Here is a 15379-nt window from a genome sequence, read left to right on the forward strand (position 1 = left end):
TGCTTCCTGCCAGGGACGCGCGAGGCCTTCAAGTCAGCGTCCTTCGTGACGCGGATCCATCGCGTCGCGCAGCGCATCGCCCAGCAGGTTGAAGCCCAGCACGGTGACCGCCAGTGCGATGCCGGGGAAGAGGGCCACGTGCGGCGCCACCAGCAGGTACTGCGTCCCCTGGTCCACCAGCGCGCCCCATGACGGCGTGCCCGGCGGGACGCCCAGCCCCAGGAAGCTCAAGGACGCCTCCGCGACGATGGCGCCCGGAAGCGCGAACGTCGCCAGCACGAGCAGTGGCCCCGCCGCGTTGGGAAGAATGTGCCGCACGAGGATGCGGCCCGGCCCACTGCCCAGCGCCCGAGCAGCCTGCACGTAGTCGCGCTCGCGAAGGGTGAGCACCTGGCCGCGCGTCAGCCGCGCGTAGCCCGTCCATCCAGTGAAGGACAGGGCGAACACCACGTTGGCGAGGCTGGGGCCCAGCACGGCCGTGATGAACAACGCCAGCAAGATGCCAGGGAACGCGAGCAGCACGTCCACCAGCCGCATCAGCGCTTCGTCCACGAGCCCGCCCGCATAGCCCGCGATGCCGCCCAGCGTGATGCCCACTGCGGCGGACAGCACCACGGCGAAGAAGGACACCTCCAGCGACACGCGCGCGCCGTACAGCACGTGCGTGAGCACGTCGATGCCGTTCTCCCCCGTGCCCAGCAGGTGACCGGGCGTCGGGGGCGACAGCTCGCGCGTGAGGTCGATGGCGTCCGGCGCGTGGGGGCTGAGCCACGGCGCGAACAACGCGGTGAACACCCAGACACACGCCACGGCGAGCCCGAACCGGGCGCCCCACGAGTGCAGCGGGAAGCGGTGGGCCGAGCTCATGAGCGTCTCCGCACGCGCGGGTCGACCCACGAATACGCGAGGTCGGTGAGCGTGTTGACCACGACGTAGCAGAAGGTGAAGAGGAGCACCGTGGCGCGCACGGTGTTGTAGTCGCGCTTCTCGATGGCGGTGAGCAGCAGCGTGCCCATGCCCGGCCACGCGAACACCTTCTCCGTCACGATGGCGCCGCCCAGCAGCGCGCCGAACTCCAGGCCCAGCACGGTCACCAGTGGCAGCAGCGCGTTGCGGAACGCGTGCTTCCACAGCACCACGCGAGGCGACAGGCCCTTGGCCCGGGCCACCGTGACGTAGTCCTCACGCAGCGCTTCGAGCATCGTCGCGCGCGTCATCCGCGCCAGGAACGCGGCCAGCGCGGTGCCCAGCGTGAACGCGGGCAGCACCAGGTGCCGCCATGACTCCGCGCCCGACACGGGCAGCCAGTCCAGCTTCAGCGCGAACAGGATGATCAGCACCGGCCCCAACCAGAAGCGGGGCAGGGCGACACCCGCGACGGACACGCCCATCGCCGCCGCGTCCACGGGCGTCCCTCGCCGTGCCGCCGCCATCACGCCCAGGGGCAGCGCCAGCACCAGCGACACGGCCATGGCCGACACCGTGAGCAGCAGCGTGTACGGCAGCGCCGCGCCCAGGGCCGGAAGCACCTTTCGCTGGAACGGAGGCAACGACGTGCGCAGCTCTCCAGTGGCCAGGTCCCGAGCGAACGTCCAGAGCTGCGCGTACCACGGCAGGTCCAACCCCACGGCCTGCCGCAGCGCCGCGCGGTCCACCTGCGTCGCCTGCTCCCCCAGCATCACGTCCACCGGATCCCCAGGCACGAGGTGCAGGAACAGCGACACCAGCAGCAGCGCCCCCACCATCGCGATGAGCGCGGACACGAGCCTCCGGGTCACGGCGTGCCCCCACGCTCGGGCGTCACTTCCCGCGCCTTCGCCAGCGGCAGCAGCAATCCATGCGCGCTGGGTTCGAAGTCCGCGAGCCGCGAGGACACCACCGCGACACTGGCCTCATGCCACAGCGGGATGACGGGCATGTCCGCGTCCAGATCCCGCTGCGCCTCCGCGTACAGCGTCTTCCGCTCCTCCCGAGATGCCTGCGTCGCCGCGTCCAGCACGTGGTCCAGCTTCGGGTCTTTCAGTGCTCCGCGGTTGAACCCGCCCCAGTGGTTCTCAGGGCCGGGGATGTTCGCGGAATGGAACGCGCCCCGGAGCAGGTCCGGCTCCATCACTGCGGCCCACTTCAACGTGAACAGCTCGAAGCGTCCCCGGCGCACGTCCTCGAAGAACGTCCCGAACTCCAGCGCCCGCACCTCCACCGCGATGCCGCCCTTCGCCAGTTGCTCCTTGAGCACCAGCGCCACCGCGCGCCGGAAGCGGTCCGTGCTCGTCTTGAAGGTGAAGGACAGGCGCGGCTGTCCCCCGGGCCCGTCCGGATCCGGGTACCCCGCAGCGTCCAGCAGCCGGGCCGCCTCCTCCGGCGCGTAGCCGCATCCCGGTGTCTCCGTGAAGGCCCAGTGCTCGCGAGGCAGCATGCTGGACGCGGGCTCCGCCAGCCCGTGCAGCTTGTGCTCCACCAACGGGCGCACGTCGATGAGGTGACACAGTGCCTGGCGCACGCGCACGTCCGCGAGCGGTCCCTCGCGCAGGTTGATGCCCAGGTACGTGAAGCCCGTGCCTGGCTTCGTCACCACTCGCAGGTGGGGCGACTTGCGCAGTACGGGCAGCACCGCCGGGGACATGTTGTTCACCACCAGGTCCGCACGGCCCTTGAGCAGCTCCAGCACCCGCGTCGTCTCGTCCCGCACCACCCGGAACGTCAGCCTCGATACGGCGGGCTTCCCTCCATGCCAGCCCTCGAAGGGGACCAGCGTCAGGTGCTCCTCGTCCGGCCATGACTCGAACCGGAACGGGCCCGCGCCCACCGGGTGCGTTCCCTGCGCCTCGATGCCTCCGGGCCCCACGCGCTCCGAGGGCAGGATGGCTGCGGACAGCTCCGCGAGCAGCGGCGCATAGGGTCGCTTCAAGTGGAAGCGCACCGTGCGGGCGTCCACCACCTCCACGCGCTCCACCGGCTCATACCGTTCGCGCTTGGGGCTGCCCAGCTTCGGGTCCCTCAGTGCATCGAACGTGGCCTGCACGTCCTCGGAGGTGAGGGCGCTCCCGTCATGGAAGGTCAGATTCGGACGGAGGACGAACTCCACCACCGTGGGAGAGACCTCCCGGAAGGACTCCGCCAGCTGGGGCACGGGCCGGCTCGCGTCATCGAAGGTGAGGAGCCCCGGACTGACGAGCTGCGCCAGCCGCTGTCCATGGGCCGTGAGGGCGAAGCGATCGTCCAGGCTGTCCGGTGGGGCCTCCAACAGCACCGTGATGCCCGCCGGAGGCGCCGGGTCGCGGCAGCCGGAGTCAAGCACCAGCGCCAGCGCGATGAAGAACACCCGGGTGGCGCGGGAGGGCAGGGGGGGCATGGCGTCTGTCACGAGGTGGATGTCAGGCGGGACGTCCATGCTGCGACAGCCTTCTTCTTGTTTCCAGGAAGCAGGCAGGCGGGCAGGGTAACAGCGACCGTGGATCCGTCCCCCACCCTTGCCGCCCCTTTCGTCCCTTCTTCATAATGGATCGCGACTTCCCTGGAGCGTGCGTGCAGGTTTTTCGAACCAGACCCTTCTGGGCAGCGACCGTCATTGCCCTGTGGCTTCCTTCCGCCACCCTGGCCGCGTCGCCGTCCGCCGACAAAAAGGCTGAACGCGAGGCGCTGAAGAACGCGCTCGTGCAGGTCATGCAGCGCACCGCGCTCAAGAGCAGCCGCGTCGGCGTCCACATGCAGAGCCTGGACGACGGCACCGTGGTGTTCAGCCACAACGCGGACGAACTGCTCAACCCCGCCTCCAACGTGAAGCTCGTCACGTCCTCCGCGGCGCTCGTCGCCCTGGGGCCGGAGTTCCGCTACGAGACGGAGTTCCTCGTCGAGGCGGAGATGCCCGCCGACGGCAAGGTCAAGACGCTCTACGTGCGCGGCAAGGGCGACCCCACCATCACCACCGAGCGCCTCTACGGCATGACCTCCGAGCTGCTCCACGCGGGCCTCAAGGAGGTGCAGGACATCGTCGTGGACGATTCCTGGTTCGACCCCGAGCGCACCCCGCCGGGCTACGACCAGGAGGACTCCGACCGCGCGTACATGGCGCCCACCGGCGCGGTGAGCCTCAACTGGAACGCGGTCGCCGTCTACGTGCGCGCCGCTCCCGGCGGCAAGGCCGTGGTGGACATGGAGCCGCCCAGCGACTTCTTCCTCGTGGAGAACACCGTCACCAGCGGCCCCGGCCGCGCGCGGCGCGTGTCCGTGAAGTCCGATTCGTACGGAGACAAGCAGAAGATCGTCGTCAAGGGCCAGGTCCCCGACGAGCGCGGCGCCGTCAGCGTCTGGAAGAAGATCGACAGCCCGCCCCTGTACTTCGGCGGGACGCTCAAGCAGTTGCTCGTGTCGCGCGGCGTGAAGGTGAAGGGCAAGGTGAAGCAGGGCCTGGCCCCGTCCCGCGCGAAGGTCGTGTACGTGGCCCAGTCGGACACATTCGACATCGTCCTCAAGCGCCTCAACAAGCTCTCCAGCAACTTCGTCGCGGAGACGCTCCTCAAGACGATGGGCGCGGAGCTGCGCGGCTCGCCGGGCTCGTTCGCCAAGGGCATCGACGTGGTGGAGGAGTTCCTGGACCGCGACGTGGGCATCCCGCGCGGCACCTACGTGATGAAGAACGGCAGCGGTCTCAACGACGCCAACCGCTTCTCCACCGCGCAGGTGGACCGCCTGCTGCGCCACATGTACGAGCGCTTCCCGCTGGCCCCGGAGTACCTGTCCTCGCTGGGCATCGCCGGCAAGGACGGCACGCTCAAGTACCGCTTCGACGGCACGGACGCCGTGGGCCGGCTGCGCGCCAAGACGGGCACCCTGGAGGGCGTCTCCGCGCTCAGCGGCTACGTGCAGTCCGCGGGCGGTGAGAAGTTCTCCTTCTCCATCATGGTCAACGACTACGCGGGCCGCGCCGGTCCCGTCGTCGCGGGCATGGACGCGCTGGGCGCCGCCGTGGCCGCCACCGGCTCCACGCTGGGGCCGGGCAACGCGCTGGCCAACCTCAATGAGGGACAGAAGCCGCAGGGCGGCCTGCCGGACATCGCCAACCGCGTGAAGACCTACCTGGAGCTGGGCAAGCAGCGCGATCAACGCAACATCGGCTTCCTGCGCACCGCGTGGCGCAGCGAGCGCGACCCCGCCGTGCGCGCCGTGCTGGCGGAGAGCCTCTACCAGTCCAACCCGCACGACTACCTGGGCACCCGCACGCTGCTGGACAGCTACTCCGCCACGGACGACGTCTACGGCCGCCTGCGCCAGGTGGCCCACGCCCTGTCCGTGGGCGTGCCCGGCGTGAGCAGCATGGTGGAGCTGGCCTCCGGCGGAAACACGGAGGCCCTGGCCCGTGTGCTGGAGCTGTGCCGCGCGGCCGGCACCGCCCGTGATGTCGAGGCGCAGGACGAACTCGCGGACGGCCTGGGCGAGGTGGCCCGCACGGCCCCCGAGGAGCTCATTGTTGCCCTGCGCACCGCCAGCACCGTGGAGCGCGACGCGACCGTGCCGCTCCTGGCCCAGGGGCTGGTGAAGACCGGGGACACCACCCACCCGTTCTGGAAGTCCCTGCGCAAGCTGGGCTCTGGCGGGACGGATGCCCAGCTCGTCGCCTTCGCCAAGGGGCTGGACTCCACCCTCACCACCAAGACGGCCGAGGCCCGGACCTCCCAGCGCGCCCAGCCCGTCCAGGTGGTCGCCCCGGCTTCCGCCACGCCCAACGTAGTCCCTGCCTCCGGGGTCCTCCGCCCGGGCGGGTAGGGCTTCTCCGCCGAGCCGTTCCGCCCGGACAGCAGCCGTCCGGGCGGCCCTTCCTCCTCCAGCACCTAACGTCCCGGAATCCTTGAGGCCTTGCGCCAGGGGAGCAGGCGGACGTGCGTCCCCGGCACCCCTGGTCGTTTAGTGGCCCGGGGAATGTCAGTGGTGGATGCTATGGGCTGAAGGACCTGTCGGGGCGTGTGGCCCCGCAGGTTGCACCTGGCCCTAGAGGGGTCAGGTATCGGGAGGAAACATGGCTGGAGGCGTGAACAAGGTCATTCTCATCGGCAACCTCGGGGCGGACCCCGAAGTGCGCTTCACCCCGGGCGGTCAGGCCGTGGCGAACTTCCGCATCGCGACGAGCGAGAGCTGGAACGACAAGAACGGCCAGAAGCAGGAGCGCACCGAGTGGCACCGCATCGTCGTCTGGGGAAAGCTCGCGGAGCTGTGCGGCGAGTACCTCAAGAAGGGACGGCAGTGCTTCGTCGAAGGCCGTCTGCAGACGCGCGAGTGGATGGATAAGGAAAACAAGAAGAACTACACCACCGAGGTCGTCGCCACCTCCGTCACCTTCCTCGGCGGCCGTGACGCCGGTGAGGGCTACAGCGGCGGCAGCGGCGGCAGCGGCGGTGGGCGCCGGCAGCAGCCGCAGGGCAATGGCGGCTACGGGCAGGGGCGTGACGACTACGGCCAGCAGCCGCCGCCTCCCATGGATGACGGTGGCGGCATGGGCGGTGGCAACCACGGCGGCACGGACGACGACATCCCGTTCTAGCGCCCTGGGGCCTTCCCCCTGAAAAGCGAACCGGCCGCTCCTGGATGTCAGGGGCGGCCGGTCGTGTTTTCGGGCGCCGGGGCTTCAAGGCCCCGGCGATTCATCAGGCCTGCTTCAGCCGACGTCCAGGCCGCCAGGGCCGTACGCCGCGCCCGCCGTGTAGAGGGCGTAGATGGCGCCCCAGGACATGGCCAGCAGGATGAGGAAGATGAGGATGGAGAAGGGCTCGAAGCGGCGCATGGAGCGGTCGCTCGCGAAGATGCCCCAGCCCATGGCGAAGGTCTGGAGGCCGTTGGCCAGGTGGTACGCGGTGCCCAGCGTGCCCAGCAGGTAAACCATCAGCGTGGGGCCGTGGTAGTGCATCTCCCGCGCGATATCCATGAAGGGCTCCGCGTGGCCCTCCACCAGGCGCGGGTGCAGGAAGGCCAGCCAGATGTGGGCGCCGAGGAACGCGAGCACGCCCAGGCCCGCCACGCGCTGCACGATGAACTTGAGGTTGCCGTAGTTGGTGTAAGCGCCCAGGTTCGGCTTGAAGCTGAACATGCGCACCACGCCCCACGCGGAGTGGATGAGCAGGGGCAGTATGACGATGATGAACGTGAACGCCTGGGCGAACGGGTTCGCGTACTCCGTCACCGACTTTTCCCAGGCCGTCGCGCCGTAGAAGGCGGACAGGTTGTCCCACAGATGGTTGATGACCCAGAAGCTCAGGGGCACCACGGCGAGGAACGACCCCAGCCGCGACTTCAAGAGGGGGTTCCGGTCGGTGAGGGCTTCGGCGGTGGCTTGGGTGCTCATCGAGTCTCCAGCGGGGCGCGCGGATGGGTGGGGTGAAGACCCCCGCGAGCCCAAGTCAGGGCCTGGGTGATACGGCCTTCCGCCGGTTTATAGCCGTTCCGTCACGCCGGCTGGATTTCTTCCGCATCCGCCCGTGCCAGCCGGGGAACACCGACTCATAAGCCCTGGCGATGCCAGCCCCCCGCCCTGACTGCTGGCCGCCGGGCAGGCGGCCCGTCTCCGTCCCTCTTCCGTTGGCGGGCGCGAACGGGTGGGGCACGCTAACCAGCCCTATGCCTGATGAGCTTGTCAGTGGATTGTTGAAGGCGTCAGACCTGCGCCTGGTTCTGGCCACCACCGGAGACCTGTCCCGCCAGGCCCGCGCCACGCACCAGAGCATGCCGGCCTCCGCCGCGCTCCTGTCCCAGGGCCTCACCGTCGCCGCCCTCATGGGGTCGCTCCGCAAGGGCACGGACTCCCGGATCAACGTGCAACTGGAGTGCGACGGCCCCCTGCGCGGCCTCTTCGTGGACGGCGACGCGAACGGCGTCGTGCGCGGCTACGTGAAGAACACCCTGGTGGAGTACTCCGGCTCGGAGGGGCGCTATCACTGGCGCCCGGTGCTGGGGAACCAGGGCTTCCTGTCCGTGCTGCGCGACCAGGGCGGCGGCGAGTACTACCGCTCGTCCGTGGAGCTGGAGCACTTCGACCTGGTGGCGGACCTGGAACGCTACTTCCACCAGTCGGATCAGGTGCCCTCGCACCTGCTGGTGGCGCAGCTGCCCGGCCTGGTGGATGGCCAGGAGGATCCGCTCGCCACGGTGGTGGGCCTGCTCGTGCAGCCCCTGCCCGACGGGGACAAGGACGCCTTCAAGGCGCTGGGCACCCGGCTCAAGGCGCAGTTCCAGACGGCCGTGCAGGCGCACGCGCAGGACGGGGCGGAGACGCTCCTGCGGTCGCTCGTCCCGGAGGCGGACCTGGAGGTCATGTCGCGCTACCCGCTGCGCTTCACTTGTTCGTGCAGCCGGGACCGCGTGAAGCTCGCGCTGCTCGCCATGGGCCGCGAGGAGCTGACGGACCTGCTGGAGAAGGAAGGCCAGGCGGAGGCCACCTGCCAGTTCTGCACGACGCGCTATGTCATCCCCGGCGCGGAGATCCAGCAGATGCTCACCGAGGGCAGCGCCTGAACCTGTCCCCGTGGACAAGGCGTCTGTCATGAAGACAGACATCCTTCGTTCCGGGGACTTTTCAGCGGCTCACATCCCCAGGGGAGGCACGCGCGGCGGTTGTGGCGGGGTCGCGGTGCTCGGGATATGACAGGGCCGCACCTCACCCGGAGCTTTCGCCGTGGCCATCAAGCGGGCAGCGCCGCCGAAGTCCCAGGACCAGCGCAACCCTTCCTCGAAGTCTGCCGTGCCCTCCGCCGCCCAGAAGGACGGGGCGGAGAAGCTCGTCTCCATTCCCAATGACATGATCCTGGCGCCCCAGGTGGAGGCCCCTCGCCAACCCACCGGCCGCGACCAGTCCCGGCACAAGTCCACGGGCGTGGTGGAGCTGTCGTGGGCGGAGTTCGACCGGAAGGTGCAGCAGTTGGCGCGCACCATCCGGCAAGCGTGGGAGCCCCAGGCGGTGGTGGGTGTGGCCCACGGCGGCGTGTTCGTGGGCGGGGCGCTCGCGGGCGCGCTCGGCTGCGAGTTCTTCCCCGTGCGCATCAGCCGCCGCAGCCGCGACAAGGCCGAGCGCACCCAGGAGCGCGGTCAGCCGCAGGTGAGCGAGGAGATGCCTCCGGAACTCAAGGGCCGCCGCGTGCTCATCGTGGACGACATCGCGTCCAGCGGGGACACCCTGGGGTTGGCTACGGCGCTCGCGAAGAAGATGGGCGCGAAGGAGATCCGCACCGCGTGTCTCATCGCGCGGCCGGAGGGCTTCACGCCGGACCATGTGGGGCTGTCCACGGACTCGCTCTTCGTCTTCCCGTGGGACTACCAGCCGGTGATGGGCGACGCGCACCTGGACGACGACCCGGACAAGGCCGGGGCCTGAGTCCAGCCGAAGGGCGTTGACGCGGCGATGATCATCGGGACGGCGGGGCACATCGACCACGGCAAGACGTCCCTCGTGAAGGCGCTGACGGGCACCGACACCGACCGGCTCCCGGAGGAGAAGCGGCGGGGCATCACCCTGGAGCTGGGCTTCGCCCACCTGCCGCTGCCGGACGGGCAGGTGGCGGGCGTGGTGGACGTGCCCGGCCACGAGCGCTTCGTGAAGGCCATGGCCGCGGGCGCGGGCGGCGTGGACCTGGCCGTGCTGGTGGTCGCGGCGGACGAAGGCGTCATGCCCCAGACGCGCGAGCACCTGGACATCTGCCGCCTGCTCGGCGTGAAGGCGGGCGTCGTCGCGCTCACCAAGGCGGACCTGCTGGAGGGCCTGGGCGACGACTGGCGCGCGCTGGTGGAGGCGGACCTCGCCGCGCTCACCGTCGGCACCTTCCTGGAGACCGCGCCCGTGGTGCCGGTGTCCTCGCGCACGGGGCAGGGCCTGCCGGAGCTGAAGGCGGCGCTCGCGAGCGCGGGCGCTTCACTGCCACGGCGTCCCTCGGAAGGCCCCGTCTTCCTCCCGGTGGACCGGGCCTTCACCATCAAGGGCTTCGGCACGGTGGTGACGGGCACGCTGTTGTCCGGCGCGCTGGCGGTGGATGACGCGGTGGCGCTGCTCCCCTCGGTGGCCGGTGCGCGTCCGGGCCCCTTCCGCGTCCGCGGCGTGCAGGTGCACGGCCAATCGGTGGCGCGCGTGGAGGCAGGGCAGCGCGCGGCGGTGAACGTGGCGGACGTGCAGACGGAGGACGTGCACCGGGGCATGGTGCTCACGCGCGCGGGCGAGCTGCCGGAGACGTCCATGCTGGACGTGGAGCTGACGCTGCTGCCCGCCGCGGAGGTCCCGTTGCCCAAGCGCCGCAAGCTGCTGCTGCACCTGGGCACCGCGCAGGTGGAGGCCACGGTGGCGCTGCTGGACCTGGAGTCGCTTTCGCCCGGGGAGACGGGGCTCGCGCAGCTGCGGCTGGAGTCGCCGGTGGGCGCGCTCGTGGGCCAGCGCTTCATCCTGCGCGGCTCGCGCGCGCTGCCGGGACGGGGCGCCACGGTGGCCGGGGGACGCGTGCTCTCCATCACGCCGCCGCGCCGGCGCAAGGGTGCGTCCTCGGTGGTGCGGCCGCTCCTGGAGGCGGACGCGGCCGGGCAGGTGGGGTGGCTCCTCCGGCAGGCGGGCTACGCGGGGCTCACGCAGACGGAGCTGTTCGGCCGCTCGGGGCTTTCGCCCAAGGTGCTCACGCGCACGCTGGAGCTGCTGGGCGCGAAGGGGCAGGTGCTGCTGGTGGACCGCGACCGGCGGCTCTACGTGGCGCAGGACGTGTTCGAGGGACTGCGCCAGCGCTCGCTCGCGCTGCTCGCCGCGTTCCATGAACGCGAGCCCATGCGCGAGGGTCTGTCCCGCGAGGAGCTCCGTCAGCGGCTCTCCGCCCAACTGGACGCGCGCTTGTTCCAACGCGTGGTGCAGGCGCTGGTGGACTCCAGCGGCGTGGAGGCGGAGAAGGACCTGGTGCGCCTCAAGGGCCGGGGTCGTACGCTCACGCTGGGCGACGAGGCCGCGCGCACGCGCCTGTCCGCGGAGCTGTCCGCGGCGGGGCTCGCGCCGCCCACCGTCACGGAGCTGTCGCAGAAGCTGGGGCTTCCGCCCGCGAAGCTGCAGGAGTTGTTGAAGGTGCTGGTGGCGTCAGGCACCGGCGTGCGGGTGAGCGAGGAGCTGTGCTTCGACACGGGCGCGCTGGAGGACCTGCGCGGACGGCTGGTGACGTACCTGAAGGACCAGAAGGAGATTTCCACGCAGGGCTTCAAGGAACTGGTGGGCCAGAGCCGCAAGTTCACCATCCCCCTGTCGGAATACTTCGACCGGGAGAAGGTGACGCTGAGGGTGGGGGACAAACGGGTGCTGCGTCGCGGATGAGTGACAAGTCCTACAGCGAGCCGGAACTGCGTGCCCTGGTGGATGCCTTCACCCAGCCCGTGCTGGTGGTGGAGGGCGAGGGGCACGTCTGGGTAGCCAATGCCGCGTACGCGCGGCTGTTGGGACTGCCCGTGGAGCAGGTGGAGGGGCGTTCCTTCCTGGACTTCGTCCAGCCGGAGGAGCGCAGCCGGATGGGAGACCGCTTCCACCGGGTGGCCACGGGCGCGCCGCTGGACGGGCGTCCCCAGCTCTACAAGATATTCAGCGTCCACGGGGTGACGGGCGAGGTCTACGTGCAGGCCAACCCCCTGCGGCTGGACAACGGGCGTTTCGCCCTGCTGCTCAGCTGCATGGTGGTGGCGGAGCGCCCCCGGGAGCTGGTGGTGGCGGAGCGATTGGTGGACACGTCCGCGGGGCTGGTGTCCGCGCGCTCGGAGGAGGGCGTGCGGCGCGTGGCGCTGGCGGGCTTGGAGGCCGCGGGCTTCCGGGCGCGGCTCCTGCGCTGGGACGGCACGCGGTGGATGGTGCGCGACGGCGTGTCCATCCCGGCGGATTCGCACCTGGCGCTGGAGGCGCTGTCGGACGGGCGGCCGGTGTTCGGAGGCGCGGACCATGCGCAGCCCACGCACGCGTACCTGCCGGTGGGCGGGCCGCAGTCGGAGGTGCTCTGGGTGGCGGGCCCGTGGGTGGCGCCCCGGCACGGCTCGGTGCTGACGCTGTTCGCGAAGGTGGTGGGCGCGGCGCTCGCGGACGCCCACCTCCAGGCGGACGGCGCGCGCAGCCGCTGGGAGGTGGAGTCGGTGGCGGAGATGGCGCGCTTCGTGGCGCAGCCCGTGCCCCCGCCGCCGGAGACGTTCCTCGCGCGAGTGGCGGAGCTGCTCCAGGCCCGCGCGGTGGCGCTGCACGTCGTCCCCGAACCGGGGGAGGTCCCCCGGCTCTCCGCCCACGTGGGGCTGGAGGAGGGGAGTGACGCGGATGCCGTGCGCGCCACCGGCGTCCTGCTGGCCGCGTCGCTGCGGGAGGACGGGGGCGTGTTGTCCTCCGAGGCGCAGGGGCGCGCGCTGGAGACGCTGTCCCAGGGCCGCTTGGGCAGCGGGACGGCGGCGCGGCTCACCCGCGGCGGGGAGAGCGTGGGCGTGGTGCAGGCGCTGCGCGCGAAGGAGCGTCCCTTCGACGAGCGAGACGCGCGGCTGTTGTCCACGCTCGCGGAGCTGCTGGTGACGCTCCTGGAGCAGCGCCGCCTCCGCGCCGAGTCCGCGCGCCAGCTCACGGAGACGCGCCTTCTGCTGGACCTGGCGCGCACCACGTCCGGCGTGCTGGAGACGGCGAGCATCCTGGACGTCGCGTCCGACTTCCTGGTGCACCTGCTGGACGTGTCCAACTGCTTCATCCTGCTCTACGACGAGCAGGCCAAGGTGCTGCGCGGCGCGGCGGCGTCGGCGACCCACCGCGACATGTTCCGCACGGTGGCGGTGCCGCTCGACAGCGACGACCTGGCCGCGCGCGTGGCGCAGGAGCGCAAGCCCATCGCCGTGGAGGACCTGACGTCCGCGAGCACCTCCGTGAGCGCGGTGCTCGTCGACCGGCTGGGGGAGAAGGCGCTCCTGGGCCTGCCGCTGACCTCGCGCGAGGAGCTCATCGGCGTGGTGCTGGTGGACGACGTGCGCGGCCCGCGCCCCTTCGGCCCGGAGCTGATTGAGCTGGCGGAGGCGACGTGCGGCCAGCTGGCGCTGTCCATCGCCAACGCGCGCCTCTACGAATCGCTGTGGGCCAGCTACGCGGAGCTGGCCGCCACCCGCGCGGAGATGGTGAAGCGCGAGCGCTTCGCCGCGCTGGGCGAGCTGTCCGCCATCGTCGCCCACGAGGTGCGCAATCCGCTGGGCGTCATCTTCAACGCGGTGGCCACGCTCCGGCGCATCATGAACCCCGGGGGGGACACGGCCATGCTGTTGGACATCGTCGCGGAGGAGAGCGACCGCCTCAACCGCATGGTGGCGGACCTGCTGGACTTCACCCGCCCGCGCAATCCGGTGCTCCAGCCGGAGGACCTCTTGCGCGTGCTCCAGGACGCGTTCGAGGCGGCGCGGGCGCAGGCCCCCACGGAGCGTCCGGTGTTCATCTCCGTGGAGGTGGAGCCCGGCCTCTCCGCGGTGCCCATGGACCGGCGGCAGATTCGCCAGGCCCTGTTCAACGTGGCCGTCAACGCCATCCAGTCCATGCCCCAGGGCGGCGACGTGCGGGTGCGCGGGCGCCGGGACACGCACGGAGGCCGCGAGCAGCTGCGCATCGACGTGATGGACCAGGGGCCGGGCATCCCGGCGGAGCTGCTCCACCGCGTCTTCGAACCCTTCTTCACCACCAAGGCCCAGGGCACCGGCCTGGGGCTGGCGGTGGTGAAGCGCATCCTGGAGGAGCACCGCGGCGAAATCGCCGTGGAGAGCGCCCCCGGACGCGGAACCACCTTCACCTTCTGGCTGCCGCTCACGCAGCCCCAGTCCCTCTCATGACCGACGCGACCACTCTGGTTCCCCGAGGCCGCATCCTCGTGGTGGACGACCAGCGCAACATGCGCGCCACCACCGCCCTGCTCCTGAAAGCGGAGGGCTACACCGTCAACGAAGCCGCCACCGGCGAGGAGGCCCTGGGCGTGCTCTCGCAGGGTCGCGTGGACCTGCTCCTCACCGACCTGAAGATGGAGCCCATGGACGGGCTCACGCTGCTCAAGCGCGCGGTGGAGGTGGCCCCGCGCCTCCAGGTCATCATGATGACGGCCTTCGGCTCCATTGAGAGCGCGGTGGAGGCCATGCGCATGGGGGCGTACGACTACGTCACCAAGCCCTTCAAGGAAGGCGAGCTGCGCTACCGCGTGGAGCGCGCCCTGGAGCGAGCCAGGCTCCAGGCGGCGGTGGACACCATGGCCACGGAGTTCTACCAGCGCCACGGCATGTCCGCGCTGGTGGGCCGCAGCCAGGCCATGCGCGAACTCACCACGCGCCTGCTGCGCGTGGCGCAGAGCGACGCCACCGTCCTCATCCAGGGGGAGAGCGGCACGGGCAAGGAGCTGGTGGCCCGCGCACTCCACGCGCACAGCCGCCGCAGCGGCCAGCCCTTCGTGCCCGTCAACTGCGCGGCCATCAGCGAGACGCTGCTGGAGAGCGAGCTCTTCGGCCACGCCAAGGGCGCCTTCACGGGCGCGGTGAAGACGCGCCGCGGCCTCTTCGAGGAGGCGGACAACGGCACGCTCTTCATCGACGAGGTGACGGAGACGAGCCCCACCTTCCAGTCCAAGCTCCTGCGCACGCTCCAGGACGGCGAGGTGCGCCGCGTGGGTGAATCCACCGCGCTGCGCGTGGACGTGAGAATCGCCGCGGCCACCAACCGCGACATCGAGCTGGAGGTGAAGGAGAAGCGCTTCCGCCAGGACCTCTACTACCGCCTCAACGTGGTCCTCCTGCGCGTGCCGCCGCTGCGCGAGCGCCTGGAGGACGTGCCCGCGCTGGCGGAGCACTTCCTGGAGCGCGCCAACGCCCGCAGCCCCCGGCCCCGGCGCCTGTCCTCGTCCGCCGTGGAGCACCTGATGACGTACGACTTCCCCGGCAACGTGCGCGAGCTGGAGAACCTGGTGGAGCAGGCCGCCGCGCTCGCGGAAGGGGACGAGCTGCTCCCCGAGGACTTCCCGCTGCGCCCCCAGAGCCGCGTGCTCTCCGCCGCCACGCCTCCGTCTGAAGCCACGGGTCTGCCCCCCACCGACGCCGTGCGGCCCATCAGCACGGAGGCCACGGGCCCCACGCTGGCGGAGGTGGTGGAGGACGCGGAGCGCCGCGCCATCGTCCAGGCACTGGAGCGCCACGGCGTGGACCTGGCCCGCGTGGCGGATGAGCTGGGCGTCTCCTCCACCACGCTGTGGCGGAAGATGAAGCGGCTCAACCTGCGGCCTCCCGCCGGGGCCCGCGAATAGCCTGCCAGCGAACTCGCACCTGCCTCCCAGTACGAGTTCAGATCCGAAATCACCCGCGTTCAGCGATGAAAAAACCAACCTCCTGAATTCGTTGATTGTTTTCATCCCTG

The 15379-nt window shown here is 70.8% G+C and carries 11 protein-coding genes; 7 read left to right on the forward strand and 4 right to left on the reverse strand.

Translation table 11 applies throughout. The features are described 5' to 3' along the window. Positions 1–33 precede the first annotated feature (33 nt). The 3 genes from D7Y04_RS04705 to D7Y04_RS04715 are packed head-to-tail and all read right to left on the reverse strand — an operon-like array spanning position 34 to position 3391. A complete protein-coding gene (locus D7Y04_RS04705) occupies positions 34–867 on the reverse strand; it encodes an ABC transporter permease (protein ID WP_121758460.1) in 834 nt (277 codons plus the stop codon). Beyond that, the gene (locus D7Y04_RS04710; RefSeq protein WP_199749616.1) at positions 864–1778 is read right to left on the reverse strand and encodes an ABC transporter permease; all 915 of its coding nucleotides are present in this window, start codon (positions 1776–1778) and stop codon (positions 864–866) included. Before D7Y04_RS04710 ends, D7Y04_RS04705 begins: the two co-directional genes overlap by 4 nt. Next, a complete protein-coding gene (locus D7Y04_RS04715; RefSeq protein ID WP_120594074.1) occupies positions 1775–3391 on the reverse strand; it encodes an ABC transporter substrate-binding protein in 1617 nt (538 codons plus the stop codon). Before D7Y04_RS04715 ends, D7Y04_RS04710 begins: the two co-directional genes overlap by 4 nt. 134 nt (positions 3392–3525) lie before the next feature. Here D7Y04_RS04715 and dacB point away from each other — a divergent pair, with 134 nt between their 5' ends. Both dacB and D7Y04_RS04725 read left to right on the forward strand, forming a co-directional pair. After that, entirely contained in the window at positions 3526–5763 is a 2238-nt protein-coding gene (gene dacB, locus D7Y04_RS04720; RefSeq protein WP_370457083.1) for a D-alanyl-D-alanine carboxypeptidase/D-alanyl-D-alanine-endopeptidase, read from the forward strand. A gap of 250 nt (positions 5764–6013) precedes the next feature. Continuing rightward, a complete protein-coding gene (locus tag D7Y04_RS04725) occupies positions 6014–6535 on the forward strand; it encodes a single-stranded DNA-binding protein (protein ID WP_121758462.1) in 522 nt (173 codons plus the stop codon). Between the two features lie 114 nt (positions 6536–6649). Here D7Y04_RS04725 and D7Y04_RS04730 read toward each other — a convergent pair whose 3' ends face one another. Further along, a complete protein-coding gene (locus D7Y04_RS04730; protein WP_120594071.1) occupies positions 6650–7333 on the reverse strand; it encodes a succinate dehydrogenase in 684 nt (227 codons plus the stop codon). A gap of 272 nt (positions 7334–7605) precedes the next feature. Between D7Y04_RS04730 and D7Y04_RS04735 the strand changes: the two genes are divergently transcribed. The 5 genes from D7Y04_RS04735 (at position 7606) to D7Y04_RS04755 (ending at position 15269) form a co-directional block, all read left to right on the forward strand. Then, entirely contained in the window at positions 7606–8499 is an 894-nt protein-coding gene (locus tag D7Y04_RS04735) for an Hsp33 family molecular chaperone HslO (RefSeq protein WP_121758463.1), read from the forward strand. Between the two features lie 160 nt (positions 8500–8659). Next, positions 8660–9355 (forward strand): phosphoribosyltransferase, encoded by a 696-nt coding sequence (locus D7Y04_RS04740; RefSeq protein ID WP_121758464.1) that lies wholly within the window; start codon positions 8660–8662, stop codon positions 9353–9355. A 27-nt stretch (positions 9356–9382) separates the two neighbouring features. After that, entirely contained in the window at positions 9383–11311 is a 1929-nt protein-coding gene (gene selB, locus D7Y04_RS04745; protein WP_120594068.1) for a selenocysteine-specific translation elongation factor, read from the forward strand. Beyond that, positions 11308–13818: an ATP-binding protein gene (locus D7Y04_RS04750; protein WP_120594067.1), complete on the forward strand. Its 2511-nt coding sequence runs from the start codon at positions 11308–11310 to the stop codon at positions 13816–13818. Before selB ends, D7Y04_RS04750 begins: the two co-directional genes overlap by 4 nt. Then, positions 13815–15269, forward strand: coding sequence for a sigma-54 dependent transcriptional regulator (locus tag D7Y04_RS04755; protein WP_120594066.1), 1455 nt, complete (start codon positions 13815–13817; stop codon positions 15267–15269). The genes D7Y04_RS04750 and D7Y04_RS04755 overlap by 4 nt, the downstream gene beginning before the upstream one ends. Positions 15270–15379 lie beyond the last annotated feature (110 nt).

The sequence above is a fragment of the Corallococcus sp. AB038B genome, assembly GCF_003668955.1.
GTDB classification, from domain to species: Bacteria; Myxococcota; Myxococcia; order Myxococcales; family Myxococcaceae; genus Corallococcus; species Corallococcus exiguus.

What these genes read in the sequence shown, in the direction of transcription:
- D7Y04_RS04705 (WP_121758460.1), bottom strand. Translation starts at nt 867, where the DNA reads ATGAGCTCGGCCCACCGCTTCCCGCTGCACTCGTGGGGCGCCCGGTTC.
- D7Y04_RS04715 (WP_120594074.1), bottom strand. Translation starts at nt 3,391, where the DNA reads ATGGACGTCCCGCCTGACATCCACCTCGTGACAGACGCCATGCCCCCC.
- D7Y04_RS04725 (WP_121758462.1), top strand. Translation starts at nt 6,014, where the DNA reads ATGGCTGGAGGCGTGAACAAGGTCATTCTCATCGGCAACCTCGGGGCG.
- D7Y04_RS04730 (WP_120594071.1), bottom strand. Translation starts at nt 7,333, where the DNA reads ATGAGCACCCAAGCCACCGCCGAAGCCCTCACCGACCGGAACCCCCTC.
- D7Y04_RS04735 (WP_121758463.1), top strand. Translation starts at nt 7,606, where the DNA reads ATGCCTGATGAGCTTGTCAGTGGATTGTTGAAGGCGTCAGACCTGCGC.
- selB (WP_120594068.1), top strand. Translation starts at nt 9,383, where the DNA reads ATGATCATCGGGACGGCGGGGCACATCGACCACGGCAAGACGTCCCTC.
- D7Y04_RS04750 (WP_120594067.1), top strand. Translation starts at nt 11,308, where the DNA reads ATGAGTGACAAGTCCTACAGCGAGCCGGAACTGCGTGCCCTGGTGGAT.
- D7Y04_RS04755 (WP_120594066.1), top strand. Translation starts at nt 13,815, where the DNA reads ATGACCGACGCGACCACTCTGGTTCCCCGAGGCCGCATCCTCGTGGTG.